Source organism: Paenibacillus sp. ISL-20, from assembly GCF_018613005.1.
Lineage (GTDB): Bacteria > Bacillota > Bacilli > Paenibacillales > Paenibacillaceae > Paenibacillus_AQ.
Genome location: NZ_JAGGRD010000025.1, coordinates 36,772 through 54,532, shown reverse-complemented (window position 1 = coordinate 54,532; position 17,761 = coordinate 36,772). Strand labels below are relative to the sequence as shown.

13 protein-coding genes and 2 pseudogenes are annotated in these 17,761 nt (G+C 50.0%); 14 read left to right on the top strand and 1 reads right to left on the bottom strand.

Features of this window, described 5'->3' with window-relative positions:
* The first annotated feature begins 10 nt into the window (after nt 1-10).
* From J7E85_RS16290 to J7E85_RS16235, 12 genes and pseudogenes are all read left to right on the top strand, one after another.
* Nucleotides 11-847, top strand: coding sequence for a carbohydrate ABC transporter permease (locus tag J7E85_RS16290; protein ID WP_215159481.1), 837 nt, complete (start codon nt 11-13; stop codon nt 845-847).
* Nucleotides 848-969: 122 nt separating this feature from the next.
* Nucleotides 970-3,327: a family 43 glycosylhydrolase gene (locus J7E85_RS16285; RefSeq protein ID WP_215159479.1), complete on the top strand. Its 2,358-nt coding sequence runs from the start codon at nt 970-972 to the stop codon at nt 3,325-3,327.
* 37 nt (nt 3,328-3,364) lie between these two features.
* Nucleotides 3,365-5,131 carry a glycoside hydrolase family 2 protein gene (locus J7E85_RS16280; protein ID WP_215159477.1) on the top strand — a complete coding sequence of 589 codons (1,767 nt, stop codon included), beginning with the start codon at nt 3,365-3,367 and terminating at the stop codon, nt 5,129-5,131.
* Nucleotides 5,132-5,722: 591 nt separating this feature from the next.
* Nucleotides 5,723-6,862, top strand: a pseudogene (locus J7E85_RS16275) (MFS transporter); the annotation flags it as partial.
* Nucleotides 6,863-7,383: 521 nt separating this feature from the next.
* A complete protein-coding gene (locus J7E85_RS16270) occupies nt 7,384-7,659 on the top strand; it encodes an acyl carrier protein (protein ID WP_215159475.1) in 276 nt (91 codons plus the stop codon).
* On the top strand, nt 7,646-9,160 hold the full coding sequence (locus J7E85_RS16265) for an ATP-grasp domain-containing protein (RefSeq protein WP_215159473.1): 1,515 nt from the start codon (nt 7,646-7,648) through the stop codon (nt 9,158-9,160). The genes J7E85_RS16270 and J7E85_RS16265 overlap by 14 nt, the downstream gene beginning before the upstream one ends.
* A 22-nt stretch (nt 9,161-9,182) precedes the next feature.
* On the top strand, nt 9,183-10,289 hold the full coding sequence (locus J7E85_RS16260; RefSeq protein ID WP_215159471.1) for a glycosyltransferase family protein: 1,107 nt from the start codon (nt 9,183-9,185) through the stop codon (nt 10,287-10,289).
* Entirely contained in the window at nt 10,261-11,436 is a 1,176-nt protein-coding gene (locus tag J7E85_RS16255; RefSeq protein WP_215159469.1) for a radical SAM protein, read from the top strand. Before J7E85_RS16260 ends, J7E85_RS16255 begins: the two co-directional genes overlap by 29 nt.
* A 60-nt stretch (nt 11,437-11,496) precedes the next feature.
* The gene (locus tag J7E85_RS16250) at nt 11,497-12,480 is read left to right on the top strand and encodes an ABC transporter ATP-binding protein (protein WP_076321627.1); all 984 of its coding nucleotides are present in this window, start codon (nt 11,497-11,499) and stop codon (nt 12,478-12,480) included.
* Nucleotides 12,477-13,286: an ABC transporter permease gene (locus J7E85_RS16245; RefSeq protein WP_215159467.1), complete on the top strand. Its 810-nt coding sequence runs from the start codon at nt 12,477-12,479 to the stop codon at nt 13,284-13,286. The genes J7E85_RS16250 and J7E85_RS16245 overlap by 4 nt, the downstream gene beginning before the upstream one ends.
* Before the next feature lie 12 nt (nt 13,287-13,298).
* On the top strand, nt 13,299-14,102 hold the full coding sequence (locus tag J7E85_RS16240; RefSeq protein ID WP_215159517.1) for an ABC transporter permease: 804 nt from the start codon (nt 13,299-13,301) through the stop codon (nt 14,100-14,102).
* A gap of 134 nt (nt 14,103-14,236) precedes the next feature.
* A complete protein-coding gene (locus J7E85_RS16235) occupies nt 14,237-15,358 on the top strand; it encodes a hypothetical protein (RefSeq protein WP_251035763.1) in 1,122 nt (373 codons plus the stop codon).
* A gap of 79 nt (nt 15,359-15,437) precedes the next feature.
* Here J7E85_RS16235 and J7E85_RS16230 read toward each other — a convergent pair whose 3' ends face one another.
* The gene (locus J7E85_RS16230) at nt 15,438-16,052 is read right to left on the bottom strand and encodes a TetR/AcrR family transcriptional regulator (protein ID WP_215159464.1); all 615 of its coding nucleotides are present in this window, start codon (nt 16,050-16,052) and stop codon (nt 15,438-15,440) included.
* A 125-nt stretch (nt 16,053-16,177) separates the two neighbouring features.
* Here J7E85_RS16230 and J7E85_RS16225 point away from each other — a divergent pair, with 125 nt between their 5' ends.
* Nucleotides 16,178-17,389 (top strand): MFS transporter, encoded by a 1,212-nt coding sequence (locus tag J7E85_RS16225; RefSeq protein ID WP_215159462.1) that lies wholly within the window; start codon nt 16,178-16,180, stop codon nt 17,387-17,389.
* Nucleotides 17,390-17,454: 65 nt separating this feature from the next.
* Nucleotides 17,455-17,759: pseudogene (locus J7E85_RS16220) on the top strand (TipAS antibiotic-recognition domain-containing protein); the annotation flags it as partial.
* Nucleotides 17,760-17,761 lie beyond the last annotated feature (2 nt).

The following is a 17,761-nucleotide window of genomic DNA, read 5'->3' as shown; positions in this document are numbered from 1 at the left end:
GGGGAAATCTGTGAAACGGGAAAAAATGACGGACCTCTGGTCGCTGCTGCTGTTGCTTTGCGGTTCGATCTTTATGATCGCACCGTTCATATGGACCATCTCGACTTCATTAAAGGATCGGCGAAACGTATTTGAAATTCCGCCACAGTGGATTCCCGATCCGATTACGTTCGATAACTACGCAAAAGTCTGGCTGGAGTCGCCCTTGCTTCACGGATTCATGAACAGCTTGATCATCGTGGTGATCGTTCTAACGATTGGGATGCTGGTATCCGCGATGTCTGCCTATGCGTTCGGTAAATTCGAATTTCCTTACAAAGGCATGCTGTTCATGGGTTTGCTCGGAACGATGATGATTCCGTATTCGGTCGTTATGATACCGCAGTATATCGGATTTTCCAGGCTGGATTGGGTGGACACACTGCTGCCGCTCATCGTGCCCGGCCTGTTCGGCAATATCGTTGTCATCTTTTTTATCAGGCAATACATGCAAAGCGCGATGCCGACGGAATTGATCGAAGCGGCGAAGATCGACGGCTGCAGCTTTCCGGGCATTTTCTTCAAAATCGCGCTGCCGATCATGAAGCCGGCCCTCGCCGCCCAAGCTGCACTTGGCTTTATGGGCATCTGGAACGATTTTCTTGGTCCGCTGATTTACTTGCACACGCCCGAGAAGCAAACGATTCAAGTGCTGATCGCCTCGATGCAGGCCATGTACATCGGCCAGTCGGACTATCCGATGATCATGGCTGCCGCCATCATAGCCATGGTGCCGGTAATCATCGTGTTCTTTTTCTGCCAAAGATACTTTATTGAGTCGATGGCAATCAGCGGAATCAAGGGGTGAGGCATGTGCCGATAAGTATGCCTCTCTTGCCAAGGATCGTTTGTTGTCTTGGCACGTTAGGATTACTGGCCGGATTGGCATTGTCAGGATGCGATTCAAGAACGAAACCGGAGGCGGTCGATTTGGACATTTACAACGAAAAGATGTACGCCAATCCTTTTCCTTCCCTAGAGGAAGAATGGGAGGATTATGGCAACGGGGATCCGTATGTACTGCGGCATGACGGCCGCTATTATCTGTATGTCAGCACGAAGGATCACCGGACGGGCATTAAGGCGTGGATATCGGACAATCTGGTCGATTGGAGGTATGCGGGTCTGGTGACGGAGGATCCCGTATCGACCGGCGCCTACGCACCTGAAGTGATTTACTGGAACGGCTGGTTCTATCTCTATACGTCTCCGGCTGGAAAGGGGCATTATGTGTTTCGCAGCGAATCGCCGACAGGCCCGTTCGAACGGATCTCCGAGAACGTCGGGATGAGTATCGACGGCTCGGTGTTTATCGATGATGACGGCTCCTGGCTGTTCACGCATGCAGGTTCGTCAGGCATTGTCGGCGTTCCCATGGACGGTCCCGCTGAATTCGGGGTGGGCCAGACGATCCCAGGGCCCTATCTGGGACATTGGACGGAAGGGTCCATGATTATCAAACGGAATGGAACCTATTACATGACGTATACCGGCAATCACGTGTTCAGCAAAGGTTATCGCATTCACTATGCCGTGTCCCATGATTCGCCGCTCGGTCCGTATACCGTTCCGGCCAACAATCCGCTCGTCATCAGCACCAAGCCGGACTTCTACGGACTCGGCCACAGCTCGACCGTATTGGGACCCGATCTGGATTCCTATTATCTCGTATATCATAACTTGACGGGAAGATCGCAAGAAGGCACGCCAGTGCGTCGCATGAACATCGACAGGCTGGTCTTCAACGGAGACAAGATGGAGATTCTTGGGCCTACGAATTACGATCAGCCCCTCCCGGGAGGGCCGGTCTTTGCCGATAGGCTGGACCTAGCCGCCATCGATCAAAGCCGGTGGGAAGCAGCGAATTCTGGAGGAATTGCACAAATCGTGAGCAAAGAGAGCACGGATCGAATGTATACGGCCGAATATAACTTGGTCCCATCGAAGGCTCGCGTCGCCGCGTTGTTCGCGTATCAGGAAGCGAATCAATACGCGTTCGCCGAAATCGAGCCGGAGCGAAACCGGATATCCGTGGGCAGGATGGAGGGCGGAACACGCGATGTGCTTGCAACGGCGGAGATTTCCGAAGACACAGATTGGTCCAAGCTGCACACGATTCGCGTCGAGCGTGGAGAAGATCGGCTGCAGGTTTACCTGGACGGCACTCTGAAGCTCGATCAATCAGCGGAACCGTTTGGACCAGGCAAAATCGGTTATCGATACGAAACCGGCGAGCTGAGTTTTTCGTATACGGCATTCTCGAATCACGCTTCCGGTAGCAGTGACTTCGAAACGGCAAAACCGCTTCCGGGCAGCATTGAGGCGGTACATTACTTAAGTAATGAAGGCAGAGGATTCTCGGTCCGCCATCCATCGGCAGCAGGCGCATGGCGTAGTTCTGACGGTACGGCGATCCAGGTGGCAGAGGATGGGAGTTACTCGGCATCGCTGACGGAAAAAGGAGACTGGTTGCGTTATGCGGTGAACGTGTCGGAATCCGGCATGTATGCGCTGGACCTAACGGTCAAGGCCGGAGCGGGGCCGGCATCCTTCAAGCTGCTCGTGGACGATAAGAAAGCCGGAAGCTATAAAGTCGACGACAGCCATTACTCCGATAGCGAACCCTGGGTTAAAATTCGGGTTGGATCCCTAAAGCTCGAAAAGGGATTACATAGCCTTGCCGTTCAATTGGACAGCGACCATACGATGGAATGGAAAACGATGGACTTCGAGCTGGTCGACGAGCAAAAGTTTAAGTTGGAGCATCTTCTGGAACAAACAAGCGCCGAGGATGTCCACGGCCAGTGGATCGAAACTACCGGCGGTTTTGCCGGCGCTGCCGATTCCGATGCCAAGATGTATGGAGGAAGCCCCCTTTGGACTGACTATCTTATCCGAACGACCGTGAAGCTGGGGGACGATCCGTCCGGTCAAGCGGGCGTGCTCTTCCGAGTGACTAACGAGTCGGATTTCCGGGATCAGGTGAGCGATTCGCTGATGGGGTATTTCCTTGCGGTCAGCGCGACGAAGCTTGAGATGTACAAACATAATTACGATTCTGAATTGCTGCATAGCGTTAAAATTTCGCTCGAACCGAATGAGCCAGCAAACTTGCGAATTGAGGCGGTTCGAGGCACGATCCGCGTATATCTACAGGACGGGGAAGAGCCGGTCCTGACATATGATGATCCCCGGGCATTCATGCAGGGGAGAGTAGGGCTACGATCGGTTCATGCGGAGCAGATCGAACTTGGCGACTTAACGGTGGAATCCATAGGTACGAAATAGATACGATAAACTTACAGAAGATGGAGAGTGGAACATAATGTCTAGCTCGCACAAATATATTAAAGACTATCCCAGACCGCAACTGGTACGTGAAAACTGGGAAAATCTGAACGGGGAATGGGATTTCCGGTTCGACGATGCATGGGAAGGGGAAGGTGGCAAGTGGTACGACCGTCTTGAAGCCGACCGCAAAATTACGGTCCCCTTCGCGTTCGAGACGAAAGCAAGCGGTATAGCAGATGAATCGTTCCATCCCTGCGTATGGTATGAGCGGATGGTTGCCATACCTGCTAAGGAAGCAGGCAAACGTGTCTTGCTGCATTTTCAAGCGGTCGATTACTCGGCGACCCTGTGGGTCAACGGCAACAAAATCGGTACGCATGAGGGAGGATACGCAGCCTTTTCCTTCGATATTACCGAGGCGGTCGAGCTTGGCCGAGAGAACAGGATTACCGTTCGAGCCGTGGACAGCAACAGCTGTACCCAACCGCGCGGCAAGCAGCGATGGATGAAGGACAACTTCGGCTGCTGGTATGTGCAGACGACGGGGATATGGCAGACCGTATGGATGGAGTACGTGAATCCGATTCATATCAACCGGGTGAAAATAACCCCGGAGCTTGAGCGCGGGACGGCGAACTTCCATTACGAACTCGGCAATTCCGGGCATGATTATGATGGATTAACCCTTCAGACGATCATCCGGTTTGACGGGAAGCTGATCCGCTCAACGGAAACGAGTGTGGAGCGAGGAACCGTAACGGTTGATGTAAGCGTCGTCAACGAAGCGGTAGGGGAATGGAAGATCAAGCCATGGCATCCGAACCATCCGAATTTATACGACGTCGAGATGATCCTGAAACAAAACGGTAATCCCATCGACACGGTCTATTCATATTTCGGCATGCGGAGCATCCGGATCGTAGGCGATCAAATTATATTGAATCATACGCCGATCTATCAGAGATTGCTGCTGGACCAGGGTTATTGGAACGATACGCATCTGACGCCTCCGTCGGAGGAAGCGCTGCTGGAAGACATCGACAAAACGCTTGCCCTCGGCTTTAACGGCGTGCGCAAGCATCAGAAGCTGGAAGATCCCCGTTACTTATATTGGTGCGACCGCAAAGGGCTGCTGGTATGGTCGGAAATGCCGTCGACCTACGAATTCGGGGACGATGCGGTGGAGCGATTCACGAATGAGTGGATGGCTGTTGTCCGGCAGCATTACAATCATCCATCTATCATCGCATGGGTACCGTTCAACGAGTCCTGGGGGATAACCGACATTGCCACCGACCGCAAGCAGCAGCAATTTACCGAATCGATCTATCATTTGACCAAGGCATTCGACCAGATGCGGCCGGTCATCGTGAACGATGGCTGGGAACATACGGTTTCGGATATCATCACTCTCCACGATTATGAAGAGATAGGCGCTATGCTGGAAGAGCGATATCGGGACAAAGACGCGCTGTTAGGCAACGAATTCGCGCATAACAAGCATCGTTATCCATTCGCGAAGGGTTATGGCTATCGAGGCCAGCCTGTGATCATCAGTGAATATGGCGGCATCGCCTTTACAAGCGAAGAGGGTTGGGGTTACGGCAATCAGGTTCGCAACGAGGAGGAATTTTTGAAGCGATACGAGGGAATTACACAAGCGATTAAAAATTTGCCATACGTGAGCGGATTCTGCTATACGCAAATTACAGACGTGCAGCAGGAAGTGAACGGCTTGCTGACGATCGAGGGTAAACCGAAAGTGAATATGGACTCGATTCGAAGCATAAACCTGGCGTAAGCATCAAGAGGACGTTCATTCATACTTTTTTCTTGGAATCGATAAGTTTCTCGTGAGATATAGGTATGCACAGCGAAGAAGGGACCTGTCAATCGACGGGTCCCTTCTTCCAGTCGTTTTGGAGTTTGTTTTTCATATAACGGGAAAATACAACGTGCCGGATATGGGCCCACAATGAAGAGTTGCTTGAGGGAAACTCAACCTGAACAGAATGGATAAGCGCGAAAAACTCCACGAAAGAGCTGGAAATAACAATACTGATTGAATAAATGCAACCGTCGGGCAATTCATGGGCAGTGTGCACTGATGTATGCAGTGTGCAACTGATGTATGCGGACAGGAGATCCGCTATTCCCGAATAAATGTACCAAATTCAAGACTTCGCGGACACAGAATCCGTTATTCTCGGCTTTTTCATGTTTTTAGGGTGATATGCCAGGCAATAGCGGAACCTGTGTCCACTTAACCTTATATTAAGCACCTTTGCTTTCTAATAGCGGAATCACGGTCCACACGGAGTTAGTCTATTAGCCTCTACCTCGTAAAATCCCCTAAAGTATCATTGGTTTCCCATATGGGTTTCCCTATATTTTTACGCTGACTACGCAGTCAGGCATGATGATGACGCTGTATATTATTTGCGGATTCATTCCGACGTTTTTGCTGTCGCCGTTTGCGGGCGTATGGGCGGACCGCTTCAACCGTAAATCGCTCATTATGATTGCGGATGCAATGATCGCGGTGGTTACGCTAATTTTGGCCATTACGTTTATGCTTGGCTACCAAGCGGTTTGGCTGCTGTTTGTCATTTCTGCCGTACGTGCACTCGGGGCAGGCATTCAGACACCAGCGGTCGGGGCGATATTGCCTCAAATTGTGCCGCAAGAGAAGCTAACGAAAGTTAATGGAATTAACGGCAGCCTACAAGCACTCACCATGTTCGTAGCGCCTATTGTCAGCGCGGCTTTGCTTACCATGGCAACAATCGAAATGATTTTTTTTATCGACGTCGTTACGGCTGCGATCGCAATCTTTACCTTGTTTGTTTTTCTCAAAATTCCGCTGCACAAAAAGGCATCCGATACGCAAAGTACAGGCTACCTGGACGACTTCAAGGAGGGCTTGGTGTATATAAAACAGCATGCTTTTTTAAAATCCTTCTTTATCTTCTTCGCATTTTTCTTTGTGCTCATGGCACCTGCTGCCTTTCTGACTCCGCTGCAGGTTACCCGCAGCTTCGGTGACGATGTATGGCGCTTAACGGCAATCGAAATCGCGTTTTCCGTCGGCATGATGACAGGAGGAGGGATCATCGCGTCATGGGGCGGGTTCAAAAATAAAGTGTACACGATGGCTATAGCCAGCTTCATCATGGCCGTGTCTACTTTTGCGCTCGGCATTGTACCTGTATTCTGGATTTACTTAGTCATCATGGCTGTATTTGGAGTAGCGATGCCCATATTTAATACGCCGACGACCGTCATGCTGCAGGAGAAGGTGGACGAAAATTATCTGGGACGTATATTCGGTGTCTTCGGGATGATCTCGACTTCGATGATGCCCATCGGGATGTTGATATTCGGCCCACTTGCTGATGTGGTTAAAATCGAATGGCTGCTGATCGGTACCGGACTGTTTATGCTCGTACTTACGGTGTTCTTCGCTCGCAACAAGCGATTGGTGGAAGCGGGTTTACCATTGCCAAAAGAACAAGATGCCACATCGGATTAATGCTTCAAGCCTGGACCACAGCGGCTTCAGATCTAGTACGTCCGTCTGCCACGGGATGTTTTTCCAGTTATAACAAGCGAGGATGAATATCCGAACGCCCCATTCGTTAAAGGATCAGCAGAAAAAAGGATCAGCAGAGAATCGACATACTGAATGAAGTGTGGAAGCTTTTACGAAATGTCCCAGGCTGATTTTCGACCGCGCAGGAAACATCACGCATATTACCACGTCATGAATACAAGGAGCTAGTGACCTTTAGAGGTTACAGCTCCTTTTGTCGTGAGACAAGAATATCTACGTAGATGAAGCCGTGGTTATCGAGACAGGGCGTAGTTTTCGGCAATTTTCGCTCTATCGAATCCTGTTATATTTATTGTTGACAGATTTTAACACCAGGAAGATAATAATTGTAACTATGGTAAAAGGAGGGAATGTGTTTTAGGAGTTTTTGTTCGAATGGAATTTCTAAATGTAAAGATTCGGTTGTACCTCGTATATTAACCCACTAAAGGAGTGTAGTCATGTACGGTAAAATCGTAGACATTTTGTGCTCTATCAAAGAAGACCAACCGGAACTCCGCCAAAACCTGTCCCTCGATACGGATCTAAACAACGATATAGGCCTCGATTCTCTGCAAATGATCCAGTTTATGCTCAAGGTTGAAGATCAGTTAAACGTGGTTATTGACTATGACCAATTCGATTACGAACACCTCCAGTCGATCGACTCATTTATTACTTTTCTGAAAAGCTGCCAATCGCAGAAGCAGCCCCTATACGAAGATGTCAAGCAATAAAGCCGGCGTGATTCAGAAAATCGTGATGGGTACCTTCGATCCCGAAACACGTTGGAGGGATCCGGATCTGGCCCGGCTGCCCGCTATGCCCGATAAGGAGCGAGAATCGATTGTCCTCTGCATGGACGAGCTGCTATTTCCATTTTGCGGATCGGACGATGTCCTTTACAGTCGTTGCAAAATTGATCCGGCGCTGCACGAATACCTGAACGGGCTGGGTTTTTCTTTTCGGTCCCGTTATCACTATGATTTGAATGATGAGCATAAGTCTTTACCAGGATCAGACGTTTTCAAGCGGTGCATGTTCAGCCTTGCAGCCGAACAAGCCCAAGATCCCATAACGGCAAACAGGGTGCTGCAGACGGCCGGTGCCGGTTATTCTGAGGGGGCACTCTTGCCGGGATCGATCTCTTCCTTATATACCGAAAACGGTTTACGCCAAACACAATCACCGGATGAAGCGTTGTTCACCAACGCTACCAACATTCTATCACCGTACGCTATTACAGCAGAAACGGAAACTTACCTCCGTGCCGCTGGATCGTTCGCTCCTTTACCGGACATGGAGACGGTTGTACGTGTCAACTCCAAGATATACTCGAGCAGACTCCTGGCTAGAATTGGCGAGAAGCGCTACGGGATGGAGGCAAACAGCGCTGCGGAAATAGAGGCGATTGGAACTACGCTTTTGAAGCGGGGACCGTATTTGCTGAAAGATCCATTCGGTGTTTCGGGCAAGGGCAATCTGCTCATTGACAGCGAAGCCATGCAGCGAAGGATAGCGGAGCACCTGTATAAGCAGGAGGGAAGCGGATTGAGCGTTCAGTTTCTGCTAGAGCCCCTGCTGCCGAAAGTGACCGATTTCAGTTCTCACTGGTTCATCCAGGAGAACGGTGAGAAGGAGTTCATCTCCGTTCAGCGGATGATGAATCACCAGCAAAACTACAGCGGGTCTATCCAAGCCAATGAAGATTTTAACGACATGCTGGAGAACGCCGGCTATTTTACCGTGATAGAGAAAGCGCTCCGGGCTCTGGCCGAGGACGGCTACCACGGCTTTGTCTGCTTCGACTCCATGATTCTGGAGGACGGAGAAGTCGTATCCATTGTGGAGATCAACGCCCGCAAGTCCATGGGACTGATTAACGCGTATCTCGATAAATGGTGGGAACCATACGGCCATACCGGCTGGCTTACGTTCTTCTCTCTCGGTCTTCCGCAAGGCTTCACATTCGGGAAACTCCTGCAGGCTCTGCACGAATCCGGTCTTCTGTTGACAGCACCCGGGGATTACGGGATCGTTCCGTTATCATCCAATACCGTCATGGTGAACGAGATTCTAACACGGCGCCGTATCGCCGAAGGAACACAGAACAAACGGGGGATGCCGAAGGGACGGCTGTATGCAGCCGTGCTGGGGCGTGACGACGAACATCGCAGTGAATTGGTCAAAAGCCTGCGTCAGATGCTCGCCGACTTATCCGTTAAAGTGTACAACTAAATCTGGAACTCGGAGGCTGCGCATGTATTCATCTTCGGTCACCTTGCTGGCGTCGGGCAATTCGCTTGGCGCATACATTCCGGCTATGCATCTGCATACGTACCTGCAAGGCAAAGGTATCGGAACAGAGGTTCATGTTCTGGAGAACTTGTATCACGAGGAAGTCCGGCGCAAGATCCGCTCTACCAAAAAAGCATTCCATGCGGATTTCTCCGTTGCCCGTATGGGCCATAAGCTGGCCAAGCCCGTTGACTCTTCCCTGGACGAGGAAGCGGTCCGGAGAATGCTGGACGATTGGAGACAGGCCGGTGTCTCCCGCTTTGCCGTCTTTACCGGCTTCTGGCTGCCAATCCTGGAGCGTTATAAGGTAGCTGCCGACATCTCGCTGGACATCCGGCTGATTCGGTTGGATGCGAGTGATACGCCGTCTTATAAGGTACACAAGCAATTATATTTAGGCTACGACAACGTCTGGTTCTACGAGCCCTCAAAGCTGTCGCCGGGCAGTTACCTTGCTTCGGACGAAGCGGAGCCTCTGCCTTATGCACAGCGTACCGGACGCATTCTGATCCATGGCGGCGGCTGGGGAATCGGGACCTATGCCGGAACGATCTCAGAACTTCGTAAGCTCGGATACAGCCTTGATGTGATCGTTTACGATCCCTCCGAGGTGGAGGAGGACGACGGGGTTACGCGCTACTTCGGAACGGAGGCCTTCTGGGATCCGTGGAGCAGGGATGCGCAGGGGCGGCACACATTTCCGCCGATGGTCCGTTATGTCCGTGAAGACGGCGTTCTCCGGGAGTTTCCACTCGGGCATTACTCTGCTTACACGGACCTCATGCAAAATTGCGTTGCAATCATCAGCAAGCCGGGGGGAGCGACCCTGAACGACTCGCTGGCGTTCGGAATCCCTTTTGTCATGCTGGAACCGTTTGGCGACCATGAGCTTCATAATTCAGCCTATTGGGAATCCTGTGGTTTCGGTATCCGGTTTGCGGAATGGAAAGCTCAGGATTTTTCGAAACCTATGCTAGAGGAGATTTGCAGACGTTTGCTGGAGCAGCGATCAAAAATCAACCATTATGGGAGGAACACCTATGCAGCCGAAAACAGCAGTTACGTTTGACCAACTGACGTTCCGTAATATGAAAAGAACCCTGGTACCGCTAGCAGAAACGGGAAGGAAGCTCAAGGAGGACCCGACTTATGCGGCCCCTGTGCCTTATGAGATTGGGATCAAGCTCAATAACGGATGCAATCTGCGCTGCAAGCATTGCTTCGAATGGAATCCGGAAGGCTTCCATCACGGTTTTGCCAAAGAAGTAAAGAACGACGAAATCGAGATTCCTGTCGTGGAGAAGCTTCTTGCCGAAACGAGAGAACGCAAATCACGCGTGTTCCTGTGGGGCGGTGAGCCGCTGTTCTACTCCAAGTTCGATGAATTGGCGGAGCTGCTGGCCAAAGAAGACCGGTATACGACCATTTGTACGAATGCGATTCTCATTGAACAGAAGCTGGATTCTATTCTGAAAATGTCGGAAAATCTGGTCATGCTGATCAGCCTGGAAGGCTTCGAGAAAGAGAATGACGCGATAAGAGGCAAAGGCACATTCAAGAAGGTGATCCACGCCATACAGCTCCTGCTGGATCTGCAAAAGCAGGGCTTGTACAAAGGCAAAGTATCTGTAGCTCTGACAGTAAATGACCAAATGGTCGGCCAGCTTTACAGCTTTATGGAATACTTCGAAGAGATGGGCGTAGATTCCGTGTACTTCTGCTTCCCTTGGTACATCCCTTCCGGTACGGCGGAGAAAATGGATACCTACTTTGATGCCCATTTCCCGCACCTTGCTTCCCGTTTTGCGGACGATCATAAGAACAGCTGGCACTCCTTCACATTTCACATCTCGCCGGAGCATTTCGATACATTGATCGAAGAGCTGAAACGCGTCAATTCACGCGTATGGAATGTACGTATCCGCTATCAGCCCGCGCTGGAGCCCGAAGAGGTGGAAGGGTTTATCCGGGGAAGCGAGAAGCCGGCCATGAACCGGACGAAGTGCTTCTCGATCTCGAACCGGATGGACGTGATGCCGGACGGCAAAGTGAATCCGTGCAAATTTTTCCCGGAATTCAGTGTCGGCAATTTGTATGAAGATAGCGTGGCGGATATTTTCCACGGCGAAGATCTTCGGAAACAGCGCGAGGTTCTGGCCTGCGGTCTGATGCCGATTTGCTCGAAATGTGTGCTGCTTTATAACAATGGAGTTTAAGCGTTTAAACTTTATGCCGTTCATTCAGGCAGATCAGGCAAACGTTTGGGAGGAGCGGAGATGGACTATATCCGTGTGCGGGAGCTGCACAAATCGTTTGTGTATTACCGGAAAGAAGCCGGACTCAAAAATTCATTGAAAAACTTGTTTGCTCGCAAGTCACTGGTGAAGGAAGCGGTTAAATCCGTTTCCTTCGATATCGGTCCCGGCGAGTGTGTTGGTTTTCTTGGGCCTAACGGGGCGGGTAAGACTACGACGCTCAAGATGTTATCGGGCATTCTATATCCCACGAGCGGAGAGGCCGATGTACTCGGCTATGTGCCGTGGGAGCGAAAGAATGAGTTCAAGCGGCTTTTCTCCATTGTGATGGGCCAGAAAAACCAGCTTTGGTGGGACCTTCCCGCCAGCGAGTCGATTTATTTGAACAAATGTATTTATGACGTGGATGATGATCTCTACCGCCGGAGTCTTGCCGAGTTATCGGAAATGCTCGATGTGCAGGACCTTCTGGACGTGCAGGTGCGTCGGTTGTCCTTGGGGGAGCGGATGAAAATGGAGCTGATCGCCGCTCTGATCCACCGCCCTAAGCTGCTTTATCTCGATGAGCCAACGATTGGCCTCGATTTCCCTTCCCAGAAGAAGGTCAGGGAGTTTTTGAAATACTACAATGAACAATTCGGCGCGACAATTTTGCTGACGAGCCACTACATGAAGGATGTGGAGGATCTGTGCAAGCGGACGATCATCATTAATGAAGGCAGTATTCTGTATGACGGTGATCTTCATAAAATCAACGATCTTTTTGGCGAGAACAAAGTGATAAGGCTGCAATTCTCCGAACCCGTTGCTGAGCAGCGGTTGGCCAAATTCGGAAAAATCGTCAGCGCAGACGACTACAACGCGGTTTTGGAGCTGCCTAAGTACCGCTTGAAGGAAGTGTCGCGTGCCGTGCTCGATTCGTTTCCGATTGTGGACTGGACAATAGAGGACGTGGCGATCGAGGAGAGTATTTCGATGCTCTACCGCAAGGAATCCGTCGGATGAACAGAGGCAAATTGTATAGGGCTGTTTTTTCAATGGGCGTCCAGCATTCGATGGAATACCGTTTTCACTTCTTTCTTGGTCTTCTGGGGGCCACGTTTCCGATTCTTGTTCAGTATTTCATCTGGACGGCGGTGTACAGGCATTCCGGTCAGGATGCGTTGTTCTCGTATTCGTACGGTCAAATTATATTGTATACGATCTTGGCGGGATTGGTGTCCAAGCTGATCGCTACCCAGTTCGAGCACCAGATTGCCGACGATATCAAAAACGGTGGTCTTAACAAGTATTTGATCAAACCGATCAGCTATTTCGGGTATCGGCTGGTATCTTTTTTCGGCCAGAAGGCGATCTATTACGGGATTACAGCTTTACTGCTCATCGGGATTATTGGGTTCGCATCTGCCGGTGGCGTGCTCGAGCTCCAGGCTATACGCCTGATTTTGTTCGCGGTCACGCTAACGGGGGCACTTCTGCTCAATTTCCTGATCGCTTACTGCATCTGTGCGAGTGCTTTTTATCTGCATGAGATCTCGTATTTTTTTGTCATTACAAGTCTGCTCGTCAATATTTTGAGCGGAGGCATGTTTCCGCTCGAGATTTTCGGGGAATCGGTTGTGAAGGCACTTCAGTACACGCCATTCCCATATACGATTTATTTTCCGGTCAATATCCTCAGCGGCAAAGCGGAAGCAACGGCTATGTACCAAGGGCTGCTCATCCAGTGTGGGTGGATTCTGCTGTTCTTCTGGTTATCCCGCCTGACGTGGCGCGTTTCCATGAAGAAATATTCGGCAGTAGGGGGGTAACGGACGTTGCGTATGTTTAAAAGCGCGAGGAAATACATGCGGCTGTACGGTTTATTCATCAAAAATTGTCTCATCGCCCAAATGGAGTTTCGGGGCAATTTTATGATGAGCCTGCTGGTCGAATCCGTCTACCTGCTCGCCAAGCTCCTATATGTGCTCGTTGTGTTCCGTACCGATCTTCATGTAGATGGCATACCGCCCGAAGGGCTGCTTCTATTTATAGGTATGCATACGGTGGTGACCGGAATTTATGTCGGCCTGTTTTTTACAAATTTCATGAAAATTCCCGAATATATTAAGGACGGTTCGCTTGATTTAATGCTGACGAAGCCGGTATCTCTTCAGTTCATGGCTTCCTTGCGTTACGTCGATTTGGCGCTGCCGATCCCTGATATTCTGGTTGGGTTCGTCATGGTCGGTATCGGCTGGCATGCCATGGATATTCCACTGACGTTCCTGCAGCTCGTGGGGTTTGCTCTGCTGCTGCTCGTCTCCATTGTTATCACATACTGCCTGATGATCATCCCGGCGCTGCTGTCATTCTGGTTCGTCCAGACGGGCTCTGTATCCGAGATCGCGCATTCCATTTGGGACGCCAACAATTTCCCTATGGCTATTTACCCGGCCTGGGTCCGGCGGATCGGGACCTTTGTTATTCCTCTATTCCTCATTACCAATTTCGGACCGATGTTTCTGCTTGAGCAGCTCAACTGGCTTCATGTGGGACTGGCGCTGGCCGCTTCGCTTCTGCTCTTCGCAGCTGTACGGCTGCTCTGGAAACAAGCCGTAAAAGGATACAGCAGCGCGAGCAGTTAAGCCAGCAGTTTGGTGGGACTGAATGCCGAGCTTGCATCCTTGCATGAGGAAGGAGAGTAGATGCGCCCGGGCTCAATCGCACCGAACACTGCTGGTCACGATTCCGGATCACTTGTCAGAAAGGGGAGAATCAGATGAACTCGTTTCAGCTTCCGGTGGTGAATCCGCCGCTTAAAGGATTTTTGCGGTGGGCTTACACACTCTCGATCACCAGCATCCACGAAGAAACGATGCCTTGGTATTACAGCAATTTTATCCAGATGTTCTGCAAAAAAAACTTTGTGGAGGACGGCAGGCAGTATTATGTCGATTTTTTTCGGGGCAAGCCCAACGAACTGAATTTCAACAACCCGTTTCTTCTCACCTGCTCGGTCAATTATACGATTCTGGAGAGTTTAGCATTGGACGCCTGGCCGAAATTTTTCGCGGATCAGATCCAAAACGGCTATTATTGCGTTGTGTTTTTGGACGAAGCCAGGCTTTCGCCCGCGGCCTCCTATCAGAAGGAGCCGTTCCCACATCATCTTTTTCTATATGGTTTCGATTGGGACGAAAGTGTCTTCTATGCGTCGATGTTCGACCATACGGGAGTTTACCGCAATTTGCAGATCCCGTTCCGGGAGTTCCAGGACGCCGTTCAGTCCATGAGGCATCTTCTAAAGGAGAGGCTCACGGCCGACCATCATACGTACTTTTATAAATATGAGCCGCATTCTCCATATCCTTTTGATAAAACGGCCGCGATTGATCAGCTGCGCGATTATTTAAACGGAGAAACTCATCTCAACCGGATCAATTACAATTCGGACAACGAGGAAGCTTTTGGAATTAAGGTCTACGACTATTTGCAACTGTACTTTGATGCCGTAGAGGGCAACGATTCCCGGCTCGGTGACCGTAACGATGTAAGACACCTTCATGTGCTCTGGGAGCACAAAAAAATGATGAGCGAGCGGATCGGATACTTGGTGGATGAGGGGATCATCCCGTATGACGAAGAGCTTGTAGCTGGCTACAAGGATATCACCAAAAGGGCGATGAAGCTGAGAGATCAGTATATTCGTCATGAAATTCGCGAAGATAAAGAAATGTTTGAACGGCTGAGGCTCCGGTTCGATGAGTTCCAAAAGGAAGAGCCTGTTCTCCTGCAAAAACTGATTACGCTGCTCGAAGGCTCGAAGGAGTCACTGGTAAGTACCTTCGGAACCGGATGCGATTCATACAAGAAAGAAGACCGGGTACTCAGGAACAGGTGAAGCTTTGTTAGAGCAAAACCTGCTAGCTATGGCTAGCAGGTTTTTTGTTCATTTACCTTATGGCTTAATGATGGTCGCGTTAGCCTAACTTCGTCGATAATGCATCCCATATGCTCATCAGTTGAGTAATGGCGGCATCCATCGCTTCGTATGAAACACCGTCCCGCGCTTGTGTCGACATTCCTTGCAGAAATGTTTCGAATAAGGTTACCAGCATGGGGATATCCGTTGAATCCGGCAGCTCTCCATTGGCTACGGCCCGCTCTATACAGCCTTTTAGCCAACTGTGGACCCTTGCTCGTTCCTTGGCAAGCATCTCTCGGATGTGTTGTTGCTCGGGTGAACAATTCACAGCGGACAAAATCAACAAACAACCGAGAGGGTGGGAGCCTTCTGTCTGCATTTGAGCCGATCGTCGTAGTCCTTGTTCGATGGCCTTTTTTGATGTCACGCTTGTATCCCTGAAACTTTCAGAAACTTGTCCATACGTCGAGATATATTGATCCATCACTTCTCGGAACAGAGATTCTTTTGATTCGAAAGCGGCATAGAAACTCGCTGCAGATATATCGCCCATGGCAGCACGTAACTGAGCAAGCGAAGTGGATTCATAGCCGTGTTCCCAGAACAGAAGCATGGCGGCAGCAACTGCCTCGTCACGATTAAAAGCCCGTGGACGTCCCGTTCGTGCCATATAAATGCCCCTCCTTTATTACTTTTATACTAATCGATCCAGAAGTCCTTGACAAGGGAGAAGGATAAATTTAATATATGGAATGATCGATCCATAATTAATTTTATCATAAGGGGGAAAATATTTTGTCTCAATTATCATCTTCCACGGGTACGGCACAAACGGCAATTACGCCTGCCAGACTTCCTTGGTTAGCACTGCTCGCGCTTGCGATGACAGGTTTTATTTGTATCTTTACAGAAACCATTCCAGCCGGTTTACTACCGCATATCTCGGGAGGTTTGAATATTACAACAGGAATGGCCGGACAGCTCGTAACTTCCTATGCTTTGGGTTCCATTGTGGCTGCAATTCCGTTTGCCATCTTTACCGGGGGGATGAGGCGACGTCCGCTTCTGCTAGCCATTATTGTAGGTTTTTTCATTTTCAACTCGATTACCGCACTATCAAGCAGTTATGCATTGACGCTGGTGGCTCGATTTTTCGCCGGTGTATCTGCTGGTGCTGCATGGGGGATGATCGCCGGATACGCACGACGTATGGTTCCGGATGCCTTAAGAGGCCGTGCCTTGGCAGTCGCGATGGTCGGCACTCCGATTGCTCTTACATTAGGCGTGCCGGTAGGCACCTTGCTCGGTGACCTGATCGGTTGGCGCCCTGTATTCGGACTCATGTCTCTTCTGACTCTCGCATTAATTGGATGGGTTGTGTGGCAGGTTCCGGACTATCCCGGGCAGCCTGCAAATCAACGTATGACGATCCGTCAGGTGTTTGTTATGCCCGGTATCCGCCCGATTCTTATGGTGGTACTGACGTGGATGCTGGCACACAATATTTTATATACGTATATCGCGCCGTTTCTTGAGCCTTTGGGACTGGCTGGGCGTGTTGATCTGGTCTTGCTTGTATTTGGAGCATTCGCACTTATCTCGATCTGGATTGTGGGTCTGTTGATAGACCGACACCTGCGCCTGCTTGTATTACTCAGTCTGTTCGGCTTCATGCTGGTTGCAGCAGCACTATGGACGGGCGCCACATCGGCATTCGTCGTTTATGCGGCCGTGGCATTATGGGGACTTACCTTCGGCGGTGCCGCCACCATGCTGCAAACAGCGCTTGCCGATGCAAGTGGTGAAGAAGGGGTGGATATCGTAATGCCGATCAATACCACAGTCTGGAATCTGGCCATCGCCGGTGGCGGGATTGTCGGCGGTGCTTTGCTGGAGTTTATTGGAGTCAAGTCGTTTCCGGGAGTATTGTTGATTCTTCTGCTCATTGCATTGACTATTGCGTGGAGTTCGAAGAAACATGGCTTTCCCAGAAAACCACAGATATGAACACAATGTATGAAAACAATAACTAGAAACCATCATTACTGCATTGGATGAATATGTGTCAGGGACTCTCTCCTAGTGAAAAAGCGAACCTGTTCTCTGAATTTGAACAGAATATGGAAAACGTTTTTATAAAAATGGCGTCCTGCATGCATCGTTCTCCTTCTTCCGATGAAGTACAGCAATTAATCTCAGAATGGGAAAGTTATATGGAAGAATCTATCGTTTGTGACGCTGACATGTTAACATGTATTGCAAATACGTATAAATTTGATAATCGATTCAAAGTTATATCAATCAATTTAGCGATGAAGACTTAGCCGAGTTTTTATATGATGCTATTATGCATCATGCGAATATGGGATTAGTATGAAA